Annotated in this window: 24 protein-coding genes and 3 pseudogenes; 9 read left to right on the top strand and 18 right to left on the bottom strand. The window is 60.4% G+C overall.

Annotated elements, in window-relative coordinates; translation table 11 throughout:
• Positions 1-119 precede the first annotated feature (119 nt).
• From E0F99_RS00795 to exbB, 3 genes are read right to left on the bottom strand one after another with little or no spacing between them, the layout of a single operon-like run.
• The gene (locus E0F99_RS00795; RefSeq protein ID WP_083356106.1) at positions 120-869 is read right to left on the bottom strand and encodes an energy transducer TonB family protein; all 750 of its coding nucleotides are present in this window, start codon (positions 867-869) and stop codon (positions 120-122) included.
• Entirely contained in the window at positions 866-1,291 is a 426-nt protein-coding gene (exbD, locus tag E0F99_RS00790) for a TonB system transport protein ExbD (RefSeq protein WP_083356107.1), read from the bottom strand. The genes E0F99_RS00795 and exbD overlap by 4 nt, the downstream gene beginning before the upstream one ends.
• A gap of 6 nt (positions 1,292-1,297) precedes the next feature.
• Positions 1,298-2,314: a tonB-system energizer ExbB gene (exbB, locus tag E0F99_RS00785; protein ID WP_083356108.1), complete on the bottom strand. Its 1,017-nt coding sequence runs from the start codon at positions 2,312-2,314 to the stop codon at positions 1,298-1,300.
• Positions 2,315-2,503: 189 nt separating this feature from the next.
• Between exbB and E0F99_RS00780 the strand changes: the two genes are divergently transcribed.
• On the top strand, positions 2,504-3,355 hold the full coding sequence (locus E0F99_RS00780) for an SDR family oxidoreductase (protein WP_083356109.1): 852 nt from the start codon (positions 2,504-2,506) through the stop codon (positions 3,353-3,355).
• 122 nt (positions 3,356-3,477) lie between these two features.
• On the opposite strand, the gene E0F99_RS00775 is transcribed toward E0F99_RS00780, so the two are convergent.
• The 6 genes from E0F99_RS00775 to E0F99_RS00750 form a co-directional block, all read right to left on the bottom strand.
• Positions 3,478-4,221, bottom strand: coding sequence for a hypothetical protein (locus E0F99_RS00775; RefSeq protein ID WP_083356110.1), 744 nt, complete (start codon positions 4,219-4,221; stop codon positions 3,478-3,480).
• A gap of 56 nt (positions 4,222-4,277) precedes the next feature.
• On the bottom strand, positions 4,278-4,658 hold the full coding sequence (locus E0F99_RS00770) for a RidA family protein (protein ID WP_003176922.1): 381 nt from the start codon (positions 4,656-4,658) through the stop codon (positions 4,278-4,280).
• Positions 4,659-4,696: 38 nt separating this feature from the next.
• On the bottom strand, positions 4,697-6,802 hold the full coding sequence (gene spoT / locus E0F99_RS00765) for a bifunctional GTP diphosphokinase/guanosine-3',5'-bis pyrophosphate 3'-pyrophosphohydrolase (RefSeq protein ID WP_083356111.1): 2,106 nt from the start codon (positions 6,800-6,802) through the stop codon (positions 4,697-4,699).
• 60 nt (positions 6,803-6,862) lie between these two features.
• A complete protein-coding gene (gene rpoZ, locus E0F99_RS00760; protein WP_003176920.1) occupies positions 6,863-7,126 on the bottom strand; it encodes a DNA-directed RNA polymerase subunit omega in 264 nt (87 codons plus the stop codon).
• A gap of 167 nt (positions 7,127-7,293) precedes the next feature.
• On the bottom strand, positions 7,294-7,914 hold the full coding sequence (gene gmk, locus E0F99_RS00755; RefSeq protein ID WP_010168203.1) for a guanylate kinase: 621 nt from the start codon (positions 7,912-7,914) through the stop codon (positions 7,294-7,296).
• Positions 7,915-7,924: 10 nt separating this feature from the next.
• On the bottom strand, positions 7,925-8,788 hold the full coding sequence (locus tag E0F99_RS00750) for a YicC/YloC family endoribonuclease (RefSeq protein ID WP_083356112.1): 864 nt from the start codon (positions 8,786-8,788) through the stop codon (positions 7,925-7,927).
• A gap of 217 nt (positions 8,789-9,005) precedes the next feature.
• Between E0F99_RS00750 and rph the strand changes: the two genes are divergently transcribed.
• On the top strand, positions 9,006-9,728 hold the full coding sequence (gene rph, locus E0F99_RS00745; RefSeq protein WP_010207511.1) for a ribonuclease PH: 723 nt from the start codon (positions 9,006-9,008) through the stop codon (positions 9,726-9,728).
• A gap of 22 nt (positions 9,729-9,750) precedes the next feature.
• Entirely contained in the window at positions 9,751-10,119 is a 369-nt protein-coding gene (locus E0F99_RS00740) for a DUF4870 domain-containing protein (protein ID WP_083356113.1), read from the top strand.
• A 58-nt stretch (positions 10,120-10,177) separates the two neighbouring features.
• Here the strand turns inward: E0F99_RS00740 and E0F99_RS00735 are convergent, their stop codons facing one another.
• The gene (locus E0F99_RS00735) at positions 10,178-10,957 is read right to left on the bottom strand and encodes an exodeoxyribonuclease III (protein WP_003195493.1); all 780 of its coding nucleotides are present in this window, start codon (positions 10,955-10,957) and stop codon (positions 10,178-10,180) included.
• Between the two features lie 82 nt (positions 10,958-11,039).
• Between E0F99_RS00735 and pyrE the strand changes: the two genes are divergently transcribed.
• Positions 11,040-11,684 carry an orotate phosphoribosyltransferase gene (gene pyrE / locus E0F99_RS00730; protein WP_130908679.1) on the top strand — a complete coding sequence of 215 codons (645 nt, stop codon included), beginning with the start codon at positions 11,040-11,042 and terminating at the stop codon, positions 11,682-11,684.
• 81 nt (positions 11,685-11,765) lie between these two features.
• Here pyrE and argB read toward each other — a convergent pair whose 3' ends face one another.
• From argB to coaBC, 4 genes and pseudogenes are all read right to left on the bottom strand, one after another.
• Positions 11,766-12,671: an acetylglutamate kinase gene (gene argB / locus E0F99_RS00725; RefSeq protein WP_083356115.1), complete on the bottom strand. Its 906-nt coding sequence runs from the start codon at positions 12,669-12,671 to the stop codon at positions 11,766-11,768.
• A 19-nt stretch (positions 12,672-12,690) separates the two neighbouring features.
• Positions 12,691-14,094: pseudogene (locus E0F99_RS00720) on the bottom strand (phosphomannomutase/phosphoglucomutase); the annotation flags it as partial.
• A 258-nt stretch (positions 14,095-14,352) separates the two neighbouring features.
• A complete protein-coding gene (gene dut, locus E0F99_RS00710; protein WP_083356118.1) occupies positions 14,353-14,808 on the bottom strand; it encodes a dUTP diphosphatase in 456 nt (151 codons plus the stop codon).
• Positions 14,809-14,813: 5 nt separating this feature from the next.
• Positions 14,814-16,022 (bottom strand): bifunctional phosphopantothenoylcysteine decarboxylase/phosphopantothenate--cysteine ligase CoaBC, encoded by a 1,209-nt coding sequence (gene coaBC / locus E0F99_RS00705; RefSeq protein ID WP_083356119.1) that lies wholly within the window; start codon positions 16,020-16,022, stop codon positions 14,814-14,816.
• A 143-nt stretch (positions 16,023-16,165) separates the two neighbouring features.
• On the opposite strand from coaBC, the gene radC reads away from it, so the two are divergent.
• On the top strand, positions 16,166-16,840 hold the full coding sequence (radC, locus tag E0F99_RS00700) for a RadC family protein (RefSeq protein ID WP_083356120.1): 675 nt from the start codon (positions 16,166-16,168) through the stop codon (positions 16,838-16,840).
• Between the two features lie 27 nt (positions 16,841-16,867).
• Here radC and E0F99_RS00695 read toward each other — a convergent pair.
• Positions 16,868-18,460 (bottom strand): annotated as a pseudogene (locus tag E0F99_RS00695) (ABC transporter substrate-binding protein).
• Positions 18,461-18,918: 458 nt separating this feature from the next.
• Here E0F99_RS00695 and rpmB point away from each other — a divergent pair.
• Together rpmB and rpmG are read left to right on the top strand one after the other, a co-directional pair.
• Positions 18,919-19,152, top strand: a complete 234-nt coding sequence (gene rpmB, locus E0F99_RS00690) for a 50S ribosomal protein L28 (RefSeq protein ID WP_003176907.1) — start codon at positions 18,919-18,921, stop codon at positions 19,150-19,152.
• Between the two features lie 11 nt (positions 19,153-19,163).
• A complete protein-coding gene (gene rpmG / locus E0F99_RS00685; RefSeq protein ID WP_003176906.1) occupies positions 19,164-19,319 on the top strand; it encodes a 50S ribosomal protein L33 in 156 nt (51 codons plus the stop codon).
• A 71-nt stretch (positions 19,320-19,390) separates the two neighbouring features.
• On the opposite strand, the gene E0F99_RS00680 is transcribed toward rpmG, so the two are convergent.
• The gene (locus E0F99_RS00680; RefSeq protein WP_083356121.1) at positions 19,391-19,753 is read right to left on the bottom strand and encodes a cupin domain-containing protein; all 363 of its coding nucleotides are present in this window, start codon (positions 19,751-19,753) and stop codon (positions 19,391-19,393) included.
• Between the two features lie 230 nt (positions 19,754-19,983).
• On the opposite strand from E0F99_RS00680, the gene E0F99_RS00675 reads away from it, so the two are divergent.
• Together E0F99_RS00675 and E0F99_RS00670 are read left to right on the top strand one after the other, a co-directional pair.
• Positions 19,984-21,477 (top strand): aldehyde dehydrogenase, encoded by a 1,494-nt coding sequence (locus E0F99_RS00675; RefSeq protein ID WP_083356122.1) that lies wholly within the window; start codon positions 19,984-19,986, stop codon positions 21,475-21,477.
• Positions 21,478-21,623: 146 nt separating this feature from the next.
• Positions 21,624-22,766 (top strand): MFS transporter, encoded by a 1,143-nt coding sequence (locus E0F99_RS00670; RefSeq protein WP_083356123.1) that lies wholly within the window; start codon positions 21,624-21,626, stop codon positions 22,764-22,766.
• 122 nt (positions 22,767-22,888) lie between these two features.
• Here the strand turns inward: E0F99_RS00670 and E0F99_RS00665 are convergent.
• Both E0F99_RS00665 and E0F99_RS00660 read right to left on the bottom strand, forming a co-directional pair.
• Positions 22,889-24,446 (bottom strand): annotated as a pseudogene (locus E0F99_RS00665) (phospholipase D family protein).
• Between the two features lie 62 nt (positions 24,447-24,508).
• A complete protein-coding gene (locus tag E0F99_RS00660; protein ID WP_083356124.1) occupies positions 24,509-25,933 on the bottom strand; it encodes an aminotransferase-like domain-containing protein in 1,425 nt (474 codons plus the stop codon).
• Between the last annotated feature and the right edge of the window lie 78 nt (positions 25,934-26,011).

The raw sequence follows: 26,011 nt of genomic DNA, 5'->3' as shown, positions 1-26,011 counted from the left end.
CGAGCCAAGCATACCGGCTGCAATCGATAGACGCACGTTATCAGAACTTTGGTGGGGATTGAGCGGGGAGTGCGGGAGATTTTGCAGAAGGGGTGAGGATTACCCTCACCCCTGCATTTTTAGCGACGACGCTTTTCGATGTTGTAAACGAACGGCGCGACGATCTCGACGCTGCCGCTTTTCAACATGTCGGCCGGTGGCTTGGGCAATGGCTGGGCACGACGAATCATGTCCAGGGTTGCGCGGTCCAGGTCGGCGTTGCCGGAGCGGCCCACCAGCTCATAGGACAGCACATTGCCTTCGGCATCGACCACAAAGCGCAGACGGTTCAGCCCTTCCTTGCCGCGCTGCTGTGCGCCTGGTGGGTACTTCTTGTACTTCTGCAAGTGCGCCAGCAGTGCACCTTCCCAGGAAGCCTTGGCCGCGACCTGTGCTGGCGATGGGCCGGGCACGGGCTGGGCGGATTTTTCAGCCGGGGCGTTAGTCTTTGGAGTTTCGCTCGGTGGGTCCTCGGAAGGTTTTTCCTTGGGCGGCTCGGGTTTCTTCTCCACAGGCTTGGGCGGCTGAGGTTTGGGCTTGGGCTTGACCGGCTTGGGTACCTGGATCGTCGGTTTGGGCGCCTCGGCCAGTTTCGGCAGGGGCAGCTCTTCGACCGGAGTAGGCGGCTGCGGTGGCGTAACCACCTTTGGCGGCGCGGGCGGCGGCGGTGCCGGCATCGGCGCCAGGTCGATGACCATGGCCGCTGGAGGCAACGTCACCTGATGTGGCGCGGACCATTTAAGCGCGATGATGATCGCGACGGCATGCACGCCCAGCACGACGGCGAGGCTGGTGCCATAACGCGTCAGTTTGTGGCGCGTCGTGATCATTTCTTGGCTGCCGTCTCAAGTCCGACCAGGCCGACCTTGAGGTAGCCGGCTGCCCGCAGGGCATCCATCACGCTCATCAGGTCACCGTAGTCCACGCCTTTGTCGGCCTGGAAGAAGATCGTCGTGTCCTTCTTGCCTTGGGTCTTGGCATCGAGCACCGGCCCCAGGGTTTCAGCTTTGACTTCTTCTTCGCCCAGAAACAGGCGTTGGTCCGCCTTGACGCTGAGGAAGATCGGTTTCTCTGGCCGTGGCGCCGGCTTGGCGCTGGACGCGGGCAGGTCGACCTTGATGTCCACGGTTGCCAGCGGTGCCGCCACCATGAAGATGATCAGCAGCACCAACATCACGTCGATAAATGGCGTGACGTTTATTTCGTGGTTCTCGACGAGGTCGTCGTCACCTTGATTCAAATGCAGGCCCATGGCCGATTACCCCACTTTCACCATGTGCGGTTGCGAGCTGCGCTCGGTAGGCAGGTGATCGAGGTCGCGGCTGACCAGCAGCAGGACTTCTGCCGACGCGTCCGACACCTGGGCCTTGTAGCCGGCAATCGAACGGGCGAAGACGTTGTAGATCACCACCGCAGGAATCGCAGCAACCAGGCCCAAGGCGGTTGCCAGCAGGGCTTCGGCGATGCCAGGGGCAACGACGGCGAGGTTGGTGGTCTGGGTTTTGGCGATGCCGATGAAGCTGTTCATGATGCCCCACACGGTGCCGAACAGGCCGACGAACGGCGCAGTCGAGCCGATGGTGGCCAGCACGCCGGTGCCGCTGCTCATGTTGCGGCCACAGGCCGCAACCAGGCGCTCGAGGCGGAAGCTGACGCGTTCCTTGATGCCTTCTTTTTCGCGGGTGTTGACCGACAGGCGCATTTCTTCCAGCGCGTCGTGTACCAGCAGGTTGGCCAGGGTGCCCTTCTTGGTCGCGGTGTCGCTGGCTTCCTTGAGGGTGGTGGCTTTTTTCAGGTGGACGATTTCAGTGCGCAGACGACGTTTGGCGCCCAGCAGCTCGAAGCCTTTGGCGATCCATATGGTCCAGGTGATGATCGAGGCGATAGCCAGGCCGATCATCACGGCTTTCACCACCACGTCAGCATTTTGATACATGCCCCATGGCGACAGGTCGTGTGCCATACCCAGGCTGTTGTCCTGCTCGGCTTGCGCTTCTTCGCCCAGCGCGTTGATGCCGTCGACCGCGTCCCGGACTTCCGGTGGCAGCTTGGACATGTCGACAGTGCCATCCGCATTTTTTGGTACAGGCATCTGCTCGACGGGGGCCGCTGGCGCTTGCGCCGTGTTGGCTGGAGCGGCAGACGGTGCGGTGTTGTCAGCGAGTGCGGCGGTCGGTGCCAGCATTACGCTGAACAGCAGCGCAGCAATCGCACGCCAGGCGCGGGATGGGCTGTGAAGCTTGGTTGGCGAAGCGGGTTTTGTATTACGTGTCATGCTGGCCGGACCTAAGAGAAAAAAATGAGTGATCGTCCTGCCAGACCCTGATGGGTCGAGGACAAATGGTAGGTTATTATTGCAAGTAATTCTTGTTAACAGAAGTAATACAGTTACTTTATTTGTCCTTTTCCTGGCCGCTCGTCCTCTGCGAAGGCTAATCTAGACCTTTGAGAACGGAGTTTTATGATGTCTGCGCCTTCTGTTGTAATTGCCGGTTGCGGCGATGTGGGTAGCCGGCTGGCTAGCCAATTACTGGCCTCGGAATGGGAGGTTCACGGGTTGCGGCGGGACATTTCACGCCTGCCCGACGGTGTGATCGGCATCGCCGGCGACCTGTTCAAAAAGGAGTGCCCTGACACCTGGCCGATTGGCGGGGTGGATTACCTGGTGTATTGCGCCGCTGCCACCGACCACGATGAGGCCGGCTATCGCGCGGCTTACGTGCAAGGGTTGCAGCATGTGTTGGAGTGGTTGAACGATTACGGCCAGGAACCCAAGCACTTGCTGTTCGTATCCAGCAGCAGTGTGTACGGCCAGCAGCATGGTGAGTGGGTCGATGAAACGTCCGATACCCAGGCAAAGGGCTATTCCGGCCAGGTCATGCTGGAAGCCGAGCAAGTGGCCCTCAACAGCGGCATTCCGGCGAGCATCGTGCGGTTGACCGGAATCTATGGCCCCGGCCGCGAATGGCTGTTGACCCAGGTGCGCCAAGGCTATCGTGTGGCGGTTGATCCACCTTTATATGGCAACCGGATTCATGCGGATGACGCTGCAGGCTTGCTCGCCTTTTTGCTACGGCGTGTTGAGCAGGGCGGCTCGCTGGATAAGCTCTACATCGGCGTAGACGATGCGCCTGCGCCATTGGCGGAAGTGGTGGGTTGGTTGCGCGAATACTTGGGCGTGACCGAATGGGCCGACGACGCCAGTGTGCGCCGGGCGGGCAGCAAGCAATGCAGCAATGCCCGAGCGAAAGCATTGGGTTGGGTGCCGACGTATCCGACCTATCGCGAAGGGTATGCGGCGATCCTAAAGGGATAGACGCGGTAAAAAATGTGGGAGCTGGCTTGCCTGCGATAGCGGTGTATCCGTCACATCCGTGTTGGATGTGACACCGTCATCGCAGGCAAGCCAGCTCCCACCTTTAGGTCTGCGTCATGCGGTTATTTCTTTTCCAGCAGCCACTGGCGTGGCCCCGGCGTAAACGAAGGTACTTCGTCCGTTTGCGCGGTGTTCACTGCCTGGAAGATTTCCAGTTGCTTGCCTTTGCGGGCGAAGATCCACGGGTTGCCTTGGCCATTCAGCTGCAGCCAGATACTGTCGTAGCCACCGCTCATCGAGGCACAGTCACCCGCCAAGCACAGCGAGTACCGGTCGACGCCTGGCAAACCGGCGACTTTGCCGTCAGCCTGGAACTGTACTGTGGCGCCGTCACCGGTGCCGTCGGTGATCTTCCAGTCGCCGCCCATGTAGGCTGCATAAAGCGTGCGCTCGAAGTTGGCGCCCAGTGGCGCACCTTCTGGAGCTGGGTCTTTGGCGCGGGCAAACAGTTGCTCAGGCTCATTGTCGTTGGCAACTTGCAGCAGTTGTTTGCCTTGACGCTTGAGTTCGGTGGCGGAGCTGCCGTAGAAGTCGACGCTCCAGGCGCCGGGTTTTCCGCTGAGCAACTTGCCTTCGGCGACTTCAAAACCGTTGTAGTAGCGCGCCTGCGAAGCCTTGGTGTTGACCTCCCACTCAAGGTTCGGGCCATAGGTTTGCAGCGCTTCACGCAAAGGGCCGCCCTTGGCTGCCGCGTTGATGGCGGCCTGGTTGATCCAAGTGCCGCTCACATCCAGGTCGGCGGGGTTGCTGGCGCAGCCGCCGAGCAACAGGGCGAGCGTTGATAAGCCTACAAGCGCTTTGCGCATTACGAAATCCTTCTGAAACGAAGTCGGCGCAGCCTGTGGAGGCTGCGCCGGGTGTTTTACTCGATGACCAGAATCGCGTCCATCTCAACCTGTGCGCCCTTTGGCAGGGCGGCAACGCCGATAGCGGCACGGGCTGGGTACGGCTGTTCGAAGTACTTGCCCATGATCTCGTTGACCTTGGCGAAGTGGCTCAGGTCGGTGAGGAAAATGTTCAGCTTGACGATGTCCTTGAACGAGCCGCCTGCGGCTTCGGCAACCGACTTGAGGTTTTCGAAGACCTGGACGGTTTGTGCTTCAAAGCCTTCAACCAGTTCCATGGTCTTTGGGTCCAGTGGGATCTGGCCGGACATGTAGACGGTATTGCCCGCCTTGATCGCCTGGGAGTAAGTACCGATGGCGGCGGGGGCCTTGTCGCTGGTGATAACAGTCTTGGTCATGTGTGACTCCTTGTAAGAGATGATGACTATTTGAAGCGCTACGCGCGCATGCGGGTGATACGAATCACCCCGGTCAGGGCGCGCAGCTTCTTGATCACGCGGGCCAGGTGCACGCGGTCGTGCACGCTGACGACCAACTGGACCACGCTGATGCGGCCATCGCGCTCATCCATGCTGATTTTCTCGATATTGCCGTCGGCCGCGTTGACGCTGCTGGCCAGCAGGGCGATCAGGCCGCGCTGGTGTTCCAGCTCAACGCGCAGCTCGACGTTGAATTCGCCGGTCACGTCCTTGGCCCATGAGAGCTGGATACATTTCTCGGGGTTGTGACGGATTTCAGTGATATTGCGGCAGTTGTCTAGGTGCACGACCATGCCTTTGCCTGCGGACAGGTGGCCGACAATCGGGTCGCCCGGGATCGGCGTGCAGCACTTGGCGTAGCTGAGCACCAGGCCCTCGGTGCCGCGAATCGCCAGCGGGCCTTCGGGGCTTGGCAGCTGTTCGCCTTCGCCGAGCAGGCGGCGGGCCACCACATAGGCCATGCGGTTGCCCAGGCCGATATCTTCGAGCAGGTCTTCGATGGTTTCCTGGCGATACTCGTGGAGCATCGCTTGTACGCGCTCGGCCGGGATCTTCTCCAGGGCGCTGTCGAAACCATTGAGTACCTTGTTCAACAGGCGTTCGCCGAGGCTGATGGACTCAGAGCGGCGTTGCAGTTTGAGGGCATGGCGGATGTGTGTGCGTGCCTTGCCGGTGACCACGAAATTGAGCCAGGCCGGGTTTGGCCGCGCGCCGGGGGCGCTGACGATCTCGACCGTGGAGCCGCTTTGCAACGGTTCGGACAGCGGCGCGAGACGACGGTTGATCCGGCAGGCGATGCAGCTGTTGCCAACGTCGGTATGCACTGCGTAAGCAAAGTCGACCGCTGTGGAGCCTTTGGGCAGCTCCATGATTCGGCCTTTGGGCGTGAATACGTAGACCTCGTCCGGAAACAGGTCGATCTTCACGCTTTCGATAAATTCCAGGGAGTTGCCGGCACGTTGCTGCATTTCCAGCACGCCCTTGACCCACTGGCGGGCGCGGGCATGGGTGCCTTTTGGCTGCTCGTCGCCGCTGGATTTGTACAGCCAATGGGCGGCGATGCCGTTGTTGGCCATTTCTTCCATTTCCCGCGTGCGGATCTGGATCTCGATCGGCACCCCGTGCATACCGAACAACGTGGTATGCAGCGACTGATAGCCGTTGGCCTTGGGAATAGCGATGTAGTCCTTGAAGCGCCCCGGCAGGGGTTTGTACAAATTATGTACAGCGCCCAGCACGCGGTAGCAGGTGTCGACCTTGTCGACGATGATCCGGAACGCGTACACGTCCATGATCTCGTTGAACGCCCGGCGCTTGCCGCGCATCTTCTTGTAGATGCCGTAGATGTGTTTCTGCCGGCCGCTGACCTCGCCCTCGATTTCGTCGATCGCCAGGCAATGGCTCAGCGACTCTTCGATTTTGTTGACGATTTCCTTGCGGTTGCCCCGGGCGCGTTTGACCGCCTGGTAGATGCGCGCCGAGCGCATTGGGTGCATGGCCTTGAAACCGAGGTCTTCGAACTCGATACGAATGGCATGCATGCCCAGCCGGTTGGCGATGGGCGCGTAGATTTCCAGCGTTTCCTTGGCAATACGCCGGCGTTTTTCGCCGGACAGCACTTCCAGCGTGCGCATGTTGTGCAGCCGGTCGGCCAGCTTGACTAGGATCACCCGAATGTCTCGGGCCATGGCCATGGCCATCTTCTGGAAGTTTTCCGCCTGGGCTTCGGCCTTGGTCTCGAAGTTCATCTGGGTCAGCTTGCTGACCCCGTCGACCAGTTCGGCCACGGTTTCGCCAAATTGCGCACTGAGCGCTTCCTTGGCGATGCCGGTGTCTTCGATCACGTCATGCAGCATCGCAGCCATCAGGCTCTGATGGTCCATGTGCATGTCGGCGAGAATATTTGCCACTGCAAGAGGATGCGTGACATACGCCTCGCCACTGCGGCGGCGTTGACCGTCGTGGGCTTGTTCGGCGTAGAAATACGCTCGGCGGACCAGGTTGACCTGGTCTGGGCCGAGGTAGGTCGATAAGCGATCGGCGAGGGCGTCTATGCTCGGCAAAGTGTTAACTCCTGCCGAAGGCTGTGACCCTGCGCCGTGCTACGTCGACCAGGCATAGGCTTAGACGGCCTCGTTGGACTCGTCCTCGAACGCTGCAAACAGCGGTTCGTCTTCAACGATTTCGGCGTTGGCGATGAACTCGTAGCTCATCAGGCCTTCAGCGATTTCGCGCAGGGCGACTACGGTAGGCTTGTCGTTTTCCCACTGGACCAGGGGCTCTTTGCCGCCAGTGGCCAGTTGACGGGCACGCTTGGTAGAGAGCATGACCAGCTCAAAGCGGTTATCCACGTGTTCTAGGCAGTCTTCAACGGTTACGCGGGCCATGGTATTCCTCGGAGCGAATGCAAGATGCGCGCTGCCCGGTTGGGCGAGCGGACTAAACAGTTTAAAAAATCACCAGCGTTTAGGGAAGCGCTGATTTTTCCCGCGCCCTCGCAAAACCGCTACAAGTGCCAATGTAAAGCCCTTGTAGCCGTTTTGGGAAGAGCCAATCAGCCGAGCAGTTCAGCCAATAATTTGCCGAAACGTTGCTGCTGACGCTTTTGCTGGAGCTGATTGGTGCGGAAAATCGCCTTCAAATCATCCAGGGCATGGGCAAAATCGTCATTGATGATCAGGTAGTCGTAGTCGACGTAGTGGCTCATTTCGCTGACGGCTTCACGCATGCGGCCTTCGATGATCTCGTCGCTGTCCTGGCCACGGTTGGTCAGACGCTGATGCAAGGCCTCGAGCGACGGCGGCAGGATGAAGATCGAGCGCGCCTTGGGCATCAACTGACGCACTTGCTCGGCGCCTTGCCAGTCGATTTCCAGAATCAGGTCGTGGCCTTCGTCCAGGGTCTGCTGCAGATGGCTTTGCGACGTGCCGTAGAGGTTACCGAACACTTCGGCGCGCTCGAGGAAGTCGCCGTGTTCGATCATCTTCACGAACTCGGTACGCTCGACGAAGTGATAGTGCACGCCGTTCACCTCGCCCGGGCGCATGGCGCGGGTGGTGTGCGAGACCGAGATGCGGATCTGCTCGTCAGCGTCGGTCAGGGCCTTGACCAGGCTGCTCTTGCCCGCGCCCGAAGGGGCGGAAATGATGTAAAGGGTGCCGGTGCTGTGGGTCATGGAAGTTGCCTTACTCAATATTCTGTACTTGTTCGCGCATCTGCTCGATCAACACTTTGAGGTTGACCGCAGCGGTAGTGCTGCGCGGGTCAAACGCCTTGGAGCCGAGTGTATTGGCTTCGCGGTTGAGTTCCTGCATCAGGAAGTCCAGGCGCCGACCGGCGGCGCCTGCGGACTTGAGCACGCGGCGCACTTCGAGGATGTGGGTGCAAAGGCGGTCGAGCTCTTCGGCCACGTCACTCTTCTGCGCCAGCAGGACCATTTCCTGCTCAAGGCGCGTCGGGTCGAGGTCGGCCTTCATGTCGGTGAAACGGTCCAGAACCTTCTGGCGCTGGGTGGCGAGCATCTGCGGCACCAGCTCGCGCAGGGTGACTACGTCGGCTTCGATCGAGGTCAGGCGATCGCTGATCAGGCGTGCCAGTTCGGCGCCTTCACGCTCGCGGCCGGCCTTGAGCTCCTTCAAACCCTGGGTGAACAGGGCGAGGGCTTCGGCGTTGAGGGCTTGCGGGTCGGTGGCGTCGGCTACCAGTACACCGGGCCAGGCCAGCACTTCCAACGGGTTCAGCGCGGCGGGCTGCTTGATCAGGCCAGCGATGGTTTCTGCGGCGGCGACCAATTGCGCAGCGCGGTCGCGGTCGACCTGCAGCGGTTTGCCGGTGGTTTCTTCGGTAAAGCGCAGGGTGCATTCCAGCTTGCCGCGGGAGATACCCTGGCGCAGCGCTTCACGGACGGCGCCTTCGAGGTCACGGAAAGATTCCGGCAGGCGCAGGTGCGGCTCCAGGTAACGGCTGTTGACCGAGCGCAGTTCCCAGCTCAGGGTGCCTTGGGCGCCGGCTTTTTCGACGCGGGCGAAGGCGGTCATGCTGTGCACCATGGAGGTACCTCGCGATGCAGTCCCGCAAAGACGGGCTGATGAGTAAATTGAAGCCGACAGGCTACGAAGGCGCAGGATTGTAGCGCAGTGGGGCGAGCGCGCCCAAACAATGGGCGCTAGGCTAGCCATTCGTAACCGAATTTTTTAGAAGTGCCCCGAAACGATTCGCGGCTCTATAATGCTCGGCAGTTTTTCGTCCTCCGTACAGGTATCCCCTATGAAACGTCCAAGTGGTCGCGCTGCCGATCAGCTCCGCTCGATCCGCATCACCCGCAACTACACCAAACACGCCGAGGGATCTGTACTGGTCGAGTTTGGCGATACCAAGGTGATCTGCACCGTTAGCGTCGAAAACGGTGTGCCGCGTTTCCTCAAGGGCCAGGGCCAGGGTTGGTTGACCGCCGAGTACGGCATGCTGCCGCGCGCCACTGGCGAGCGTAACCAGCGTGAAGCCAGCCGTGGCAAGCAAGGCGGGCGTACCCTGGAAATCCAGCGCCTGATCGGTCGTTCGCTGCGCGCAGCCCTGGACATGTCCAAGCTGGGCGACGTGACCCTGTACGTCGATTGCGACGTGATCCAGGCCGACGGCGGCACCCGCACTGCCTCCATCACCGGTGCCATGGTGGCCCTTGTTGATGCGCTGAAAGTGATCAAGAAGCGTGGCGGCCTCAAGGCTGGCGACCCGCTCAAGCAGATGATTGCTGCGGTGTCGGTCGGCATGTACCAGGGCGAGCCTGTGCTGGACCTGGACTACCTGGAAGACTCGGCTGCCGAGACCGACCTGAACGTGGTAATGACCAGCACCGGTGGTTTCATCGAAGTGCAGGGCACCGCCGAAGGCGCGCCATTCCAGCCGGCCGACCTGAATGCCATGCTGGCCCTGGCCCAGAAAGGCATGACCGAAATCTTCGAACTGCAGAACGCCGCTCTGGCTGACTGAATCGGCCTCAAGGAGAAACGCCATGAATGACAGTCAACTTCCCGTGCCCACGCCTTCCTACGAAGTGCGCCAGGGCGCAATGTTGTGTCACCTCGCGGCATTTCTGGGGTTTGTGTTCCCCTTCGGCAGTGTCGTCGGGCCGCTGATTCTGTGGCAGATGAAGAAGGAAGTGGACCCGTTCATTGATGATCAGGGCAAGGAAGCCTTGAACTTCCAGATCACCGTGGCCATTGCCTGGCTGGTTTGCATCGTGCTCGCCTTTGCGGTGATTGGTTTCTTCCTGATGGCTGCCTTGGCAATTGCGACCGTAGTGCTGACGATCATTGGTTCGATCAAGGCCAACAAAGGGATCGCCTATCGCTATCCCTTTACCTGGCGGCTGATCAAATAATGAGCACCCACAAAAAAACCGACAGCGATGTCGGTTTTTTTGTGCCTGGAAAAAGACCTTAGATGGTCAGTGTCCAGTCGTAGTCCACGATCAGCGGCGCGTGCTGCGAGAAGCGTGGCTGACGCGGCAGGCGTGCGCTGCGAACAAACCGGCGCAGGCCGGGGGTCAGCAGCTGGTAGTCGAAACGCCAGCCCAGGTTGAGCATCTCAGCCTGTTCGTTGTCCGGCCACCAGCTGTACTGGTCGCCTTCGCGGCTGACTTCGCGCAGGGCATCGACATAACCCATGTTGCCGACAATCTCGTCCATCCAGGCCCGTTCCGGCGCCAGGAAGCCCGGGGATTGCTGGCTGTCGCGCCAGTTCTTGATATCCAGCTTTTGTTGCGCCACGTACAGCGAGCCACAGTAAATGTACTCGCGACGTTTACGCCGCTGTTTATCCAGATAACGGGCGAAATCGTCCATTAGCTTGAACTTCTGGTTCAAGTCTTCATCGCCGTTCTGCCCCGAAGGGAGCAGCAAGGTCGCGATGCTGACCTTGTCGAAATCGGCTTGCAGGTAGCGCCCGTAGCGGTCGGCTGTCTCGAAGCCGAGGCCGCTGATGACCGCCTTGGGTTGCAACCGCGAGTACAAAGCCACGCCACCTTGGGTGGGCACTTCGGCATCGCAGGCATAAAGGAAGTAGCCATCCAGTTGGAAGGCTGGGTCGTCCAGTTCAAAGGCGGAGGCGCGGGTGTCCTGCAGGCAGATGACGTCGGCATTCTGTGCTTGCAGCCAACTGAGCAAACCACGCTCGACTGCAGCCTGAATACCATTGACGTTCACACTGATGATCCGCATAAATGGCCCCAAAAATCGCGTGCGTGTATGATACACGCCGTCTACCTAATTAGCTAAATCCGTGGTATCTGAGGCTTTTTTCATGCAGGCGTATCAACGCGATTTCATTCGTTTTGCCATCGATCGCGGCGTTTTACGCTTCGGTGAGTTCACTCTGAAGTCTGGGCGTACCAGCCCGTACTTCTTCAATGCAGGCTTGTTCAACTCGGGTTCGGCCCTGGCTCAGTTGGGTCGTTTCTACGCGGCAGCCATTGTTGAAAGCGGTATTTCCTTCGACGTACTGTTCGGCCCAGCCTACAAGGGCATCCCGCTGGCGGCCGCGACTGCCGTGGCGTTGGCCGAACATCATGGGCTGGATTTGCCGTGGTGCTTCAACCGCAAAGAGGCTAAGGCGCATGGCGAAGGCGGTAGCCTGGTCGGTGCTGCGCTTAAAGGCGACGTGCTGATCATCGACGCCGTAATCACCGCCGGCACTGCGATTCGTGAAGTGATGCAGATCATCGCGTCCCAGGACGGCGCCAAGGCAGCCGGCGTGCTGATCGCCCTGAACCGCCAGGAGCGCGGCAACGGTGAGTTGTCGGCAATCCAGGAAGTGGAGCGTGATTTCGCCATTCCGGTGGTGAGCATCGTGTCGTTGAACCAGGTGTTGCAGTTCCTGGAAGATGACCCGCAGCTCAAGCAGCATTTGCCGGCGGTCAAGGCGTACCGCGAGCAGTTCGGCGTCTGAGACGGCGGCCCATGCAAGCCAGCTCCCACAAAAAAGGCCCCGCTCAATTTGATTGAGCGGGGCCTTTTTATTTTCTGCCGATTAAGGGCGCTTGCGATTGCTGATCAGCGTACCCACACCGGTATCGGTGAAGATTTCCAGCAGGATCGCATTCGGCACGCGGCCGTCCAGGATCAGCGAGCTACCGACGCCGCCTTGCACCGCTTCCAGTGCGCAACGGATCTTTGGCAGCATGCCGCCGTAGATGGTGCCGTCAGCGATCAACTCGTCCACTTGCTGGGTAGTCAGGCCGGTCAATACCTTGCCTTCCTTGTCCATCAGGCCGGCGATATTGGTCAGCAGCATCAGCTTTTCAGCCTTCAGCGCCTCGGCCACCTTACCGGCTACCAGGTCGGCGTTGATGTTGTAGGACTCACCGTTGGCACCCACGCCGATAGGCGCGATCACCGGGATGAAGTCGCCTTTAACCAGCAAGTTCAGCAGGTCGGTGTTGATGCCGATCACTTCGCCTACCTGGCCGATGTCGATGATTTCCGGCTGGGTCATCTCCGGCGTCTGACGGGTAACGGTCAGTTTTTTCGCGCGGATTAGCTCCGCGTCCTTGCCGGTCAGGCCGATGGCGCTGCCGCCATGACGGTTGATCAGGTTGACGATGTCTTTGTTGACCTGGCCGCCGAGGACCATCTCCACCACGTCCATGGTCTGCGCGTCAGTGACGCGCATGCCATCGATGAAGTGACTCTCGATCGACAAGCGCTTGAGCAGGTCGCCGATTTGCGGGCCGCCACCGTGCACCACCACCGGGTTGATCCCGACGGCTTTCATCAACACGATGTCGCGGGCAAAGCCGGTTTTCAGCTCGTCGCTTTCCATGGCATTGCCGCCGTACTTGATCACCAACGTCTTGCCGACGTAGCGTCGAAGGTAAGGCAACGCTTCGGACAGGACCTTGGCAGTATTGGCAGCGGCTTCGCGTTCGAGGGTCATTCAGGGCTCCGGTAAAAAATCAGAACGGTAATTGGAGATCAGGGGCAACACGTTTCAACTGGGCGTGGAACACGTCCTTGATGCGCTGCAACTCAGCCTCGGTATCCGCCTCGAAACGCAGGACCAGCACCGGTGTGGTGTTGGACGCGCGAACCAGGCCCCAGCCTTTGGCGTAATCGACTCGCACACCATCAATGGTGGTCAGGTTGGCGCCTTCGCCCCATTGCGCATCGTGCAGTGCGTCAATGATGCTGAATTTGCTCTCCTCGGTCACATGGATATTGATCTCTGGCGTAGAAATATCATTCGGGAAGGTCTGAAACAGCTCCTGCGCCGTGGATTTTTCCTTGCTGAGGATCTCCAGTAGACGGGCGGCGCTGTAAATGCCGTCGTCAAACCCGAACCAGCGCTCTTTGAAGAACACGTGGCCGCTCATTTCGCCGGCCAACAGCGCGCCGGTTTCCTTCATTTTCTTTTTGATCAACGAGTGACCGGTCTTCCACATGAGTGGGCGACCGCCGTATTCCTTGATCAGCGGGGTGAGGCGGCGAGTGCATTTCACGTCGAAGATGATTTCGGCGTTGGGGTTGCGTGCCACCACGTCGCGTGCAAACAGCATCAGCAGGCGGTCGGCGAACACGTTCTCGCCAGTGTCTGTCACCACGCCAACACGGTCGCCGTCACCGTCGAAAGCCAGGCCCACGTCGGCGCCGGTCTCCTTGACCTTGGCAATCAGGTCCACCAGGTTTTCAGGCTTGCCCGGGTCCGGGTGGTGGTTAGGGAAGTTGCCGTCGACGTCGCAGAACAACGGGATCACTTCGCAGTTCAGGGCTTCGAGCAGTTGCGGGGCGATCACGCCGGCCGCGCTGTTGCCGCAGTCCACTACCACTTTCAGGCGGCGCGCGAGTTTGACGTCGCCGGTGATTTCGTCGGAGTAGCGCTGAAGAATGTCGACCTTGGTGATACTGCCGGTGCCGCTGGTCAAGTCATTGTTCTTCAGGCGGTCATGCAGGGCCTGGATCTGTTCGTTGGCGAGGGTGTCACCGGCGATGACGATCTTGAAGCCATTGTAGTCCGATGGGTTATGGCTGCCGGTGAGCATCACCCCGGATTTGCCGGCCAGTACGTTGGCTGCGTAGTACAGCGCAGGCGTCGGCACCAGACCGACGTCGCTTACGTGGCAGCCACTGTCGGCCAGGCCCTGGATCAGCTGTTCTACCAGCTCCGGGCCGGACAAGCGGCCATCACGGCCAACCGAGACGTTAGGCTCGCCTTGGGCCAGGCTCTGGGCGCCGATGGCACGGCCGATCCAGTAAGCGGTTTCGGCGGTCAGGGTCTTGGGCACCACGCCACGAATGTCGTAGGCGCGAAAGATGCTGTCGGGGAATGTCGGGGCTACTCGGGCTGCGGTACTCATCGCGAGGGGAAACTCCATCTGAAGGGGGCAAAGCTGGCCTGAATGTGGCTGACCGGCGGGCTCAAACTGAAGGGTATGACGGCTTTTTCGGCAGAGAGTTCGTGGTGCGCAAATGCCACCGGCGCTCGCGCTTTGTGCTTTTTCCCTCGTAATGCATTGATTTCACTTATGAAATCTCGCTTGTAAGGTGCGCGCATTGTTCATCCTGAAAAGCCATGCGTTAGCGTCAGGCCGGGCACAGGCGCCCAGCCTGGTTCAGCTTAGTCAGTGGCTGCCGGAATGCCCAAAGCCGCCCGCGCCGCGTTGGGTCTCGTCGAATTCCTGTACCAGCTCGAAGCGCGCCTGCACCACCGGCACCAGCACCAATTGGGCGATGCGTTCGCCGACAGCAATGTTGAAGGCGGTCTGGCCACGGTTCCAGCACGACACCATCAGCTCGCCCTGGTAATCGGAGTCAATCAGGCCTACGAGGTTGCCCAGTACGATGCCGTGTTTGTGGCCCAGGCCGGAGCGCGGCAGGATCAGTGCCGCCAGGCCCGGGTCGCCGACATAGATCGACAGGCCGGTAGGAATCAGGAGGGTCTGGCCCGGTTCGAGGACGGTGTCTTCCTTGAGCATGGCGCGCAGGTCCAGCCCGGCGGAGCCTGGGGTGGCGTAGGCCGGCAGTGGGAATTCGTTGCCGATGCGGGGGTCGAGAATCTTGGCTTGCAAAGCGTGCATGTAAATTAAACCTGGTTCAGCCGTTGGGCGATAAATGAGATCAGTTGGCGGGCAATCTTGCCCTTGCTGGTCTGGGCGAAAACGGTGGCGTGCAACTCGCGGTCGATCACGCTGATGGCATTTTCCTCACTGTTGAAGCCGATGCTCGGGTTGGCGACATCATTGGCAACGATCAGGTCGAGGTTTTTGTCTTTCAACTTGCGTGCGGCGTAGTCCAGCAGGTGCTCGGTTTCGGCGGCAAAGCCGACGCTGAACGGGCGGTCTGAACGCGTGGCGATAGTTGCCAGAATGTCCGGGTTGCGCACCATTTGCAGGAGCAGGCCGTCGCCGCTTGTAGGGTCTTTCTTAAGCTTTTGCGGGGCGACGACTTCCGGGCGGTAGTCCGCGACCGCTGCCGAAGCGATAAACAGATCGCAGGGAATCGCTGCCTCACAGGCTGCCAGCATGTCTCGGGCGCTGACTACGTCGATTCGCGTCACCCGATCAGGCGTCGGCAAATGCACCGGGCCGGTGATCAAGGTGACGCGCGCGCCTGCCTCGACCGCGGCTTCCGCCAAGGCAAAGCCCATTTTTCCTGAGCTATGGTTGGTGATGTAGCGCACCGGGTCGATGTTTTCCTGGGTCGGGCCGGCAGTGATCAGCACGTGCTTGCCGGTCAGGGCCAGGTGCTGGAAGCACTCGGCGGCGCACAGCGCCAGGTCGGTGGCTTCGAGCATGCGGCCCATGCCGACGTCGCCGCAGGCCTGGCTGCCGGACGCGGGGCCGAACACTTTGAGGCCTCGGCTTTGCAGGAGTTGGGTGTTCGCCTGGGTGGCCGGGTCGCGCCACATGGCCTGGTTCATGGCCGGGGCAATGGCGACGGTGGCGTCGGTGGCCAGTACCAGGGTGGTCAGCAGGTCATCAGCGATGCCTTGGGCCATGCGGGCGATCAGGTCGGCGGTCGCCGGGGCGATGAGTACCAAGTCGGCCCATTTGGCCAGCTCGATATGGCCCATCGCGGCTTCTGCCGCCGGGTCCAGCAGGTCAAGGTGAACCGGGTGGCCGGACAGGGCTTGCATGGTCAGCGGGGTGATGAACTCACTGCCACCGCGGGTCATGACCACGCGCACTTCGGCGCCTTGGTCCAGGAGCCTGCGAACCAGCTCTGCGCTCTTGTAGGCGGCAATGCCGCCGCCGACGCCGAGAACGATGCGTTTCCGATACAGACGCTGCATTGGTTTGCCTTTCCAGTTCAGTGATGCCAGTTCAGTGACGCCTGCGATACCCCCTCCCCAGGGGAAATCGCACGCAAAAAAGAGGGCTTAAGATAACACAGCGTCTGTCTGGCAACAGCGGCGCACATGCACATGGAGGTGGGATGAGTATTCGCGATTGGCCTGTGGCGGAACGTCCACGGGAGAAACTTTTGGAGTGGGGCGCGGCAAGCCTGTCGGATGCCGAGCTGTTGGCGATCTTCCTGCGTACCGGGGTTTCCGGCAAAAGCGCGGTCGACCTGGCGCGCCATTTATTGGCGCAATTCGGTGGCCTTCGCCCATTGTTGGAGGCCAGCCAGACGCTGTTCAGTAGGCATTTGGGGCTGGGCCCGGCGAAATTTGCCCAGTTGCAGGCCGTGCTGGAAATGTCCCGGCGGCATATGGCTGAAAGCCTGCGCAAGGAGTCGGTGCTGGAAAGCCCCTTGGCCGTGCGCGATTACCTCAAAGCGTTGTTGCGCCATGAGCCCCACGAGATCTTCGGCTGCCTGTTTCTCGACTCAAAGCACCGGGTGCTGGGCTTCGAGGCGTTGTTTCAGGGCACCATCGATGCTGCCGTGGTTTATCCTCGGCAAGTGGTCAAGCGCGCACTTGAGTACAACGCGGCAGCATTGATCCTGTGTCACAACCATCCTTCCGGGAGCGTCGAGCCGAGTGCGGCTGATCGTAAATTGACCAAGATGCTGCAAAAAGCCTTGGACGTCGTGGATGTTCGCGTTCTGGATCACATCATCGTGGGCGATGGTGACCCGCTGTCGATGGCGGAATACGGGTGGCTGTAACCCCGCCCATAGGGGCGGGGTGGTGGCTCAGGGTTTGACGCTGACCTTGGAAAAGTCCTGACGACCAAACGGGCTCACTTGATAACCCTCGACATTTTTGCGGGCCAGGGCAAACGCCGTCGGGTGTGCCAATGGCAGCCACAAGGCCTGCTGCTGAATCTGCGCCTGGGCCTGTTGGTACAGCTTGCTGCGTACGCCTTGCTCGCTGGTGGTCTTGCCGGCGCTGATCAGTTTGTCCAGCGCGGGGTCGCAGTAGCGGGCGAAGTTGGTGCCGGATTTCACCGCTGCGCAAGAGAACTGCGGGGTCAGGAAGTTATCTGGGTCGCCGTTATCGCCGGCCCAGCCCATGAACAGCAGGTCATGTTCGCCGGCCTTGGCGCGGCGAATCAGTTCGCCCCATTCGATCACTCGGATCTCTGCCTGAATGCCGATTTTGGCCAGGTCCGCCTGCAACAGTTGGGCGCCGAGGTTGGGGTTGGGATTCAACAGGCTGCCCGTCGGGCGAGTCCAAATAGTGGTTTTGAAGCCGTCCTTGAGTCCCGCGCGGCCGAGCAGCGTCTTGGCCTTGGCAATGTCCTGTGGATAACCAGGCAAGTCGTTGGCATAGCTCTAGGTGTTGGGTGGGTAAATGCCATTTGCCGCCTCGGCGGTGCCTTCAAACACGGCCTTGAGGTAGCTGTTCTTGTCGAACGCCAGGTTGATTGCCTGGCGCACTTGCGGCTTGTCCAGCGGCGGGTGCTGGCTGTTAATGGCTACGAATGCAGTCATGAAGGCGGCGGTTTTCTCCACCTTCAATGCCGGGTCCTTTTCGGCTTCGCCTACGTCCAGCGGCTTGGGTGACAGGGCGATCTGGCATTCGTCGCGGTGCAGTTTCTGCAGGCGCACGTTGGCATCCGGGGTAATGGCGAAGATCAAGTTATCCACAGCCGGTTTGCCCGCAAAGTAATCCGGGTTGGCTTTGTAGCGAATCACGGCATCTTTCTGGAAGCGTACAAACACAAACGGCCCAGTACCGATGGGCTGGCTGTTGAGCTTTTGAGGCGTGCCGGCCTTGAGCAGTTTGTCGGCGTATTCGGCCGGGTAGATCGAGGCAAAACCCATGCTCAGGGCGGCAAGGAAGGTCGAATCGGCGTGATCGAGGGTGAAGCGCACGGTCAGCGGGTCGAGGGCGTCGATTTTCTTGACCAGTGTCGGTAATTGCAGGGATTGCGCATGGGGGAAGCCGCTTTGGGCGATCTTGTGCCATGGGTTGGCCGGGTCGAGCATGCGTTCGAAGCTGAAGCGCACGTCTTCGGCGGTCAGCGTACGGCTTGGGGTGAAGTATTCGGTACGGTGAAACTTCACCCCCGGGTGCAACCTGAAGGTATACGTCAGGCCATCCGGCGAAACGTCCCAGCTGTCCGCGAGGCTCGGCACCAATTTGCCGCTGTTCGCGTCGTAGTCCACCAGGCGGTTCATCAGCACGTCGGCTGAGGCATTGGTGGTGGTCAGTGAGTTGTATTGCACGACATCGAACCCTTCGGGGCTGGCTTCGGTGCAAACGCTCAAACGGGTAGCAGCCAGGGCCGCCGGCGCGATAAATAGAGGGGCTAGCAATAGCGATAGGGCGGCGAGGCGCATATGCGGTTTCCTTTGCAGATCGAAGGCCCATCTGCGAGTGCAGTCTGGAAAAAGCCTACCGTAGAGGTCTGATTGATAAATGACTAGCCCATTTTTGCCTGTGCATTTGGGCAAAATGCTGTTTTGATGGCGCCTCAGCGCGTTTCTCCTCGCACGTTTGTGTGCGGGCGGGCGCGGTAAATCATTCTGTGCGACGAGTGGTCGGCTGTTGCAGCGGCCCCTCCTGGCAACGGTTCGGGCGGCTATCGCCAAGATTTACGCCGGTAAAAATACACGGGCTGTTGTTGCACTTGGGTCTTTCTGGTATAAAGCAGCGCTCTTTTCTAGGGGCCCGGTTCCTTCACTGTAGGTGTAGCCGGTAAGACCCTTAAAGAAACGCGGCGCCTGGCGCCAAATGACTGAGAGATTAAGCGGCCAACCCATGCCGGGTTGGGCATGTGGTTTTAGAGGGCTGAGGCATGTCGAGAGTCTGTCAAGTTACCGGTAAGGGTCCGGTGACTGGGAATAACATTTCCCACGCAAATAACAAAACCCGTCGTCGTTTCCTGCCGAACCTGCAGCATCACCGCTTCTGGGTTGAAGAAGAGAAACGTTTTGTTCGCCTGCGTGTATCTGCCAAAGGCATGCGTATCATCGACAAGCGCGGCATCACTGTCGTGCTGGCCGAAATCCGCGCCGCTGGCAAGATCTAAGGAGCTTTATCATGCGTGAATTGATTCGAATGATCTCTAGCGCCGGTACTGGTCACTTCTACACTACCGACAAGAACAAGCGTACTACCCCGGACAAGCTCGAAAAGAAAATGTTCGACCCGCGCGTTCGCAAGCACGTGATCTACAAAGAAGGCAAAATCAAGTAATTGATTTTCCTCCTTGTGAAAAAAAGCCCGTCTCTCACGAGTCGGGCTTTTTTTTGCCTGCGATTTGCTGATCAGGCCTTTTGTTCGAACACCACGTAGATCTTGCGGCACAGCTCAAGTACTTCCCAGGTGCCGCTGAAACCTGCGGGGATCACGAAGCGGTCGCCGGCACGCAAGGTCTTGGCGTTGCCGTCAGCATCGCGCAGCACCGAAACGCCCTGCACGATCTCGCAGTATTCATGCTCGCTGTAGTTGACCTTCCATTGCCCGACTTCACCTTCCCAGACTCCGGCGCTCATTTGGCCGCACGGGCTGTTGTAGTGGTTGTAGAGTGTTTGCTCGGGATCGCCCTTGAGGACTTTTTCGGCGGCAGGCCGGTAGCGTTCGGGGGCGGTGTTGGCTTGGCTGAAGTCGACGATGTCCTGGATGCTCATGTGCGTGTCCCGTCTGGCCTGGGGTTGGTGAGCCCAAAGTCTATGTTTATTAAAATGAACATCGCAAGGGCGTTTACCGCCGTTATGTCAAATATATTGAAACATCCCCAGCCGCTGGTTTAGGGTGGCAGCTGCCTTGAGCCGAACAGCAGGCTGGCCGGGCAAGAATTCTTTGAGGCTGCCGGGGGACATCACCTGGCCCTCGTATTCAATAAGAGGAGGACACTCGCATGACCACCCTGACCCGTGCCGACTGGGAACAACGCGCCAAGGATCTCAAGATTGAAGGCCGCGCCTATATCAATGGCGAATACACCGCCGCCGTTTCCGGTGACACGTTCGAATGCATCAGCCCGGTCGATGGCCGCCTGCTGGCCACCGTTGCCAGTTGCGACGCCGCCGACGCCGAGCGCGCTGTAGAAAATGCCCGCGCCACCTTCAATTCCGGTATCTGGTCGCGCCTGGCGCCGGCTAAACGCAAATCCGCCATGATCCGTTTCGCTGCCTTGCTCAAGGCCAATGCCGAAGAGCTGGCGCTGCTTGAAACCCTGGACATGGGCAAGCCGATCAGCGATTCGCTTGGTATCGACGTCCCAGGCGCAGCCAATGCCCTGAGCTGGAGCGGCGAGGCGATCGACAAGATCTACGACGAAGTTGCCGCCACCCCGCACGATCAACTCGGCCTGGTAACCCGCGAGCCAGTCGGCGTGGTTGGCGCCATCGTGCCGTGGAACTTCCCGTTGATGATGGCCTGCTGGAAACTCGGCCCAGCGCTGTCGACCGGTAACTCGGTGATCCTCAAGCCGTCCGAAAAATCTCCGCTGACCGCCATCCGCATCGCGGCCCTGGCTGTTGAGGCCGGTATTCCAAAAGGCGTATTCAACGTGCTGCCGGGCTACGGCCACACCGTGGGTAACGCACTGGCGCTGCACATGGACGTCGACACGCTGGTGTTCACTGGCTCCACCAAGATCGCCAAGCAGCTGTTGATCCGCTCCGGCGAGTCGAACATGAAGCGCGTGTGGCTGGAAGCCGGCGGCAAGAGCCCGAACATCGTGTTTGCCGATGCGCCAGACCTGCAAGCGGCTGCTGAATCCGCCGCGGGCGCCATTGCCTTCAACCAAGGCGAAGTCTGCACCGCCGGTTCGCGCCTGCTGGTGGAGCGTTCGATCAAGGATAAATTCCTGCCGCTGGTGATCGAGGCCCTCAAGGGCTGGAAGCCAGGCAACCCGCTGGACCCGGCAACAACCGTCGGCGCGCTGGTGGACACTCAGCAGATGAACACCGTGCTGTCGTATATCGAAGCTGGCCACGCCGACGGCGCCAAGTTGGTTGCGGGCGGCAAGCGCACCCTGGAAGAAACCGGCGGCACTTACGTTGAGCCGACGATTTTCGACGGTGTGACCAATGCCATGAAAATCGCCCAGGAAGAGATCTTTGGTCCAGTACTGTCGGTGATCACCTTTGACAGTGCTGAAGAAGCCATCGCCATCGCCAACGACACCCAATACGGCCTGGCCGCAGCGGTGTGGACGGCGGATATCTCCAAGGCGCACCTGACCGCCAAGGCCCTGCGCGCTGGCAGCGTGTGGGTTAACCAATACGACGGCGGCGACATGACCGCTCCGTTTGGTGGCTTCAAGCAATCGGGTAACGGCCGCGACAAGTCGCTGCATGCGTTCGACAAGTACACCGAGCTGAAGGCGACCTGGATCAAGCTCTAAGTAACACCGCAGGCCAACTGTGGGAGTTGGCTTGCCTGCGATAGCATCACCTCAGTGTGACGGACACACCAAGGTGCTTGTATCGTGGGCAAGCCCGCTCCCGCACTGGTTTGTGTGTTTTAAAAATTATCCACAGGAGCGTGGACATGCGTTGGGCGACTTATTTCGCCGTCCTGGCCTCGGTACTGAGTGTCGGCCTGGCCTTGGGCGTCAGCATGCCGCTGGTGTCCCTGCGCCTGGAAGGCTGGGGCTACGGCAGTTTCGCCATTGGGGTGATGGCAGCCATGCCGGCCTTCGGCGTACTGCTGGGCGCGAAGGTCGCAAGCCGCATGGCCTCATGGCTGGGCACCGCCCACCTGATGCGCTTGTGCCTGTGGGCTGGTGCGGTGTCCATCGGTCTGCTGGCAATCCTGCCCAGCTACCCGGTCTGGCTGGTGCTGCGGCTGATGATCGGGGTGATCCTGACCATCGTGTTTATCCTCGGTGAAAGCTGGATCAACCAGTTAGTGGTCGAGCAATGGCGTGGCCGCTTGGTGGCGTTGTATGGGTGCACGTATGCCTTGAGCCAATTGTCGGGGCCATTGCTGCTGGGCGCTCTGGGCACCGACCATGATTACGGCTTCTGGGTGGGCGCGGGCCTGTTGTTGGTCGCGCCGTTGCTGTTGCTGGGCCGCTCCGGTGCGCCGACGGCCGAATCCTTCAGCGTCACCTTCGGCGATCTGTGGCGTTTTTGCCGGAGCCTGCCAGCGATTGCCTGGGCGGTGGCGTTGTTCGCGGCGTTCGAGGCGATGATTCTGACGCTGCTGCCAGTGTATTGCCTGCAGCAAGGTTTCACGGCCGAGATTGCTTTGGCCATGGTCAGCACGGTGGTGGTCGGCGATGCACTGCTGCAATTGCCCATCGGCGCATTGGCGGACTATTTGCCGAGACGCACGCTGTTCTTGAGCTGTGCGGTGCTGTTGCTGGCCTCAAGCCTGGCGATTCCGCTGCTGCTGCACACGCCGCTGATCTGGCCGATGTGGGTGGTCTTCGGCGCCAGTGCCGGTGGGTTATTCACGTTGTCGCTGATCCTGATCGGCGAACGTTACCGCGATGATGCGCTGGTGCGCGCCAATGCCCACGTGGCGCAGTTATGGGGCATAGGCTGCCTGATCGGGCCCCTGGTGGCCGGTGCGGGCAGCCAGTGGATCAGCGGGCATGCATTGCCGTTGCTGATGGCGGCCGGGGCGCTGGGGCTGGTGGTGCTGTTGTTGCGCCAGGGGGCGTTTGGCGTCGCGCAACCGGCCTGACCTGAAATGCAATCAACTGTGGGAGCTGGCTTGCCTGCGATAGCGGTGTGTCAGCTGCCAATACAGTACCTGACACTCTGCCATCGCGGGCAAGCCCGCGATGGCAGGGATCTACTCTGTCCTTAAAGCATCCGTTCCAGGCCGACTGAAGTGGCGAACCAGGCATTGAACCGGCGCCACCAACTGCCGGGTTCATCGGTCAGTGTGTGCAACTGGCCGTTATCTTCGGTCACCCACACCACTTGCCCATCCTGCAATTTCGCCTGGTAGCTCAATGTCGGTGCCATACCCTGCAGCGCCAGGTTGCGCACGTGCTCCGCCAGCTCGGGGCTGTCCACCAGCACGCCGACCTCGGTGTTCCACAGCACCGAGCGTGGGTCGAAGTTGAACGAGCCGATAAACGACTTCTTCCGATCAAAGATCATCGCCTTGCTGTGCAGGCTGGAGTTCGAGCCGTGGAAGGCGCCCCGACGAAACAGGTGCGGGCCGCTGCCTGCGCTGGGGTCACCGGGTTGACGGCGCAGTTCGTAGAGTTTTACGCCGTGCTCCAGCAGCGCCTTGCGATACGGCGCATAGCCGCCGTGCACGGCCGGGACGTCGGTGGCTTCGAGGGAATTGGTTAGCAGGCTCACCGATACCCCGGCATCGGCGCGGCCGGTCAAGTACACCAGCCCAGGCTGCCCGGGCACGAAGTACGCCGAAATCATGATCAGCTCATGGTTGACGCCTTCCAGCTCCGGTGCCAGTTGGGTGGTGAGCAGCAACCGCGGGTCAGGGTCGGCCTTGGCCAGCACCTTGCTCGGGGCATCCCACAGCGCCTGGTTCCAAGCCCAGATCAGCTCGCGGCGCCAAATGTCCATGCGCGGCTGGGTCTGGTAGGTGCGCAAGCGGTTGTACAGGGTGTGGTTCTGCTGGCGAGATTCTGCCAGCGAGTCTTGAAGGCGCGCGCGTGCGGTGGCCAAGTCGCCCTTGGACGGGACGCTGGAGACGAACTCATCAATCGGCTTGCTCAGTGCGCTGTTCCAGTACTGGTCAAAACTGTGGCCGAGCTGCTCAGCCACCGGGCCCACGCTAAGCATGTCGATATCGGTGAAGTTGAGGCTGGGCTCGGCGTCGAAATACTCGTCGCCCAGGTTGCGCCCGCCGACAATGGCCACGCTGTTGTCCGCCAGCCACAGTTTGTTGTGCATACGCCGGTGTTGCAGCGACAGGTTGAACAGCCGGCCCATGGCCCGCGTCACGCCGGTGCTGCGGCCCAGGTGCAGTGGGTTGAAGAGGCGGATTTCGATCTGCGGGTGGGCGGCGAGGGTGGCGATGACCTGGTCTAAGCCGTCGCTGGTGGTGTCGTCCAACAGGATGCGCACACGCACGCCACGGTCGGCCGCCTTGAGCAGTTCATCCACGAGCATGCGCGTGCTGATGCCGTCAGTACTGCAGGTCAAGGCTGCTTTGGGCGTTGCGAATCAGCTCGGCGCGGGCCATGAAGGCTTCGCTGCTGTTGGGCAGCAAGCGAAAGCCTGAGCGCCCCTTATACGGCGCCGCTTGCGCCTGGATAGAGCGACCGAACGATGATTGCGCGGCGGGCAGGGCGTCGCTGGGGATGCGCGGTGCATGGACAGTAGCGCAGCCGCCCAGCGCCAGGACGCCCAGCAGGAAAAACGGTAAAAGCCGTCGAATCATCAAAGGCGCTGCTTCCAGGTCAGGGCGGTTATGGGCATATGACGGCTGACTTGTGCGAAAGGTCAGTCTGCAGCCTCGGCGAGCATTTTAATTGCGGCGGCGCCGACCGTGCGTACCGCTTCTTCAATCTGCGCGGTTGGCTTGGCAGCGTAGTTCATGCGCAGGCAGTTCCGGTACTTGCCGGAAGCAGAAAAGATGCTTCCCACAGCCACCTGTACCCCTTGTTCAACCAGCACCCGGTTGAGCTTGAGCGTGTCGAAGCCTTCCGGCAGCTCGACCCACAGCATGAAGCTGCCCTGGGGTCGGCTGGCGCGCGTGCCCACCGGGAAGTAGCGGCTGACCCAGTCGATTATCACGTCGCGATTGCGCTGGTATTGGGTGCGCATCCGCCGCAAATGGGGTTCGAAGTGGCCATTTTTCAAAAACTCGGCGATGGCGATCTGCGGCTGGGTCGCGGTGGAGCCGGTGCTGATGTATTTCATGTGCAGCACCCGCTCCAGATAGCGCCCGGGCGCAACCCAGCCAATACGTAAGCCAGGCGCCAGGGTTTTCGAGAACGAGCTGCATAGCAGCACGCGGCCGTCTTCATCGAAGGATTTGATCGTGCGCGGGCGAGGGTAGCTGTAGGCCAATTCGCCATACACATCGTCTTCGATGATCGCCACGTCAAAGCGCTGGGCCAGGGTCAGTAACGCGCGTTTGCGCGCTTCCGGCATGATGTATCCCAAGGGGTTATTGCAGTTGGGCGTCAGCTGGATGACCTTGATCGGCCATTGTTCCAGGGCCAGCTCCAGTGCTTCGAGGCTGATGCCTGTGACCGGGTCCGTCGGGATTTCCAAGGCTTTCATGCCCAGGCCCTTGAGAGTCTGCATGGCGCCGTGAAAGCTCGGCGAGTCGACGGCAACGATATCGCCCGGCTCGCAAATGGCGTGGATGCTGGCGGACAGCGCCTCGTGGCAACCTGTGGTGATCACAATGTCTTCGGCCATCAGCTGGCAGCCGGAATCCAATGACAGTCGCGCAATCTGTTCGCGTAACTCCATACAGCCGAGGATGTTGTCGTAATACAGCCCTGGCAGATCCTGGCGGCGACTCACCCGTGCAAGGCTGCGCAGCAAGGGTTTCAGGGTCGGCGACAATACATCCGGCATGCCCCGGCCCATCTGTATGACGTCTTTGCGGGGCACCGCGCGAATCAGTTCCAGCACCTGATCCCACTGGGAAATTTCCACCGGGCGCTGGGCTGGGCGGCCTACCTCGGGCAGCGCCGGCAGCTCGCGCCCAACGGGTACAAAGTAGCCGGACTTGGGCTTTGGCATTGCCAGGCCGTTGTCTTCCAGCAAGCGATAGGCCTGTTGCACGGTGCTCAGGCTGACCCCGTGTTCAACGCTCAAGGCTCGTACAGAGGGCAAACGATCGCCAGGGCGGTAGAAGCCCTGCTCGATGCGAGTGCCGAGCAATTCGGCGAGGTTGACGTAAAGGGTCATGGCGGTCACTCCCGAGGGACCAGTACAGATACCGGGAAAATACAGGATTCAGGCACACTTTGGCAGTATCTGTATGGA

Origin of the sequence: Pseudomonas antarctica (assembly GCF_900624995.1) — a bacterium.
In the GTDB taxonomy this organism is placed as follows: Bacteria; Pseudomonadota; Gammaproteobacteria; order Pseudomonadales; family Pseudomonadaceae; genus Aquipseudomonas; species Aquipseudomonas antarctica.
The sequence above is the reverse complement of the archived record's forward strand: the minus strand, read 5'-3'. Positions and strand labels throughout refer to the sequence as shown.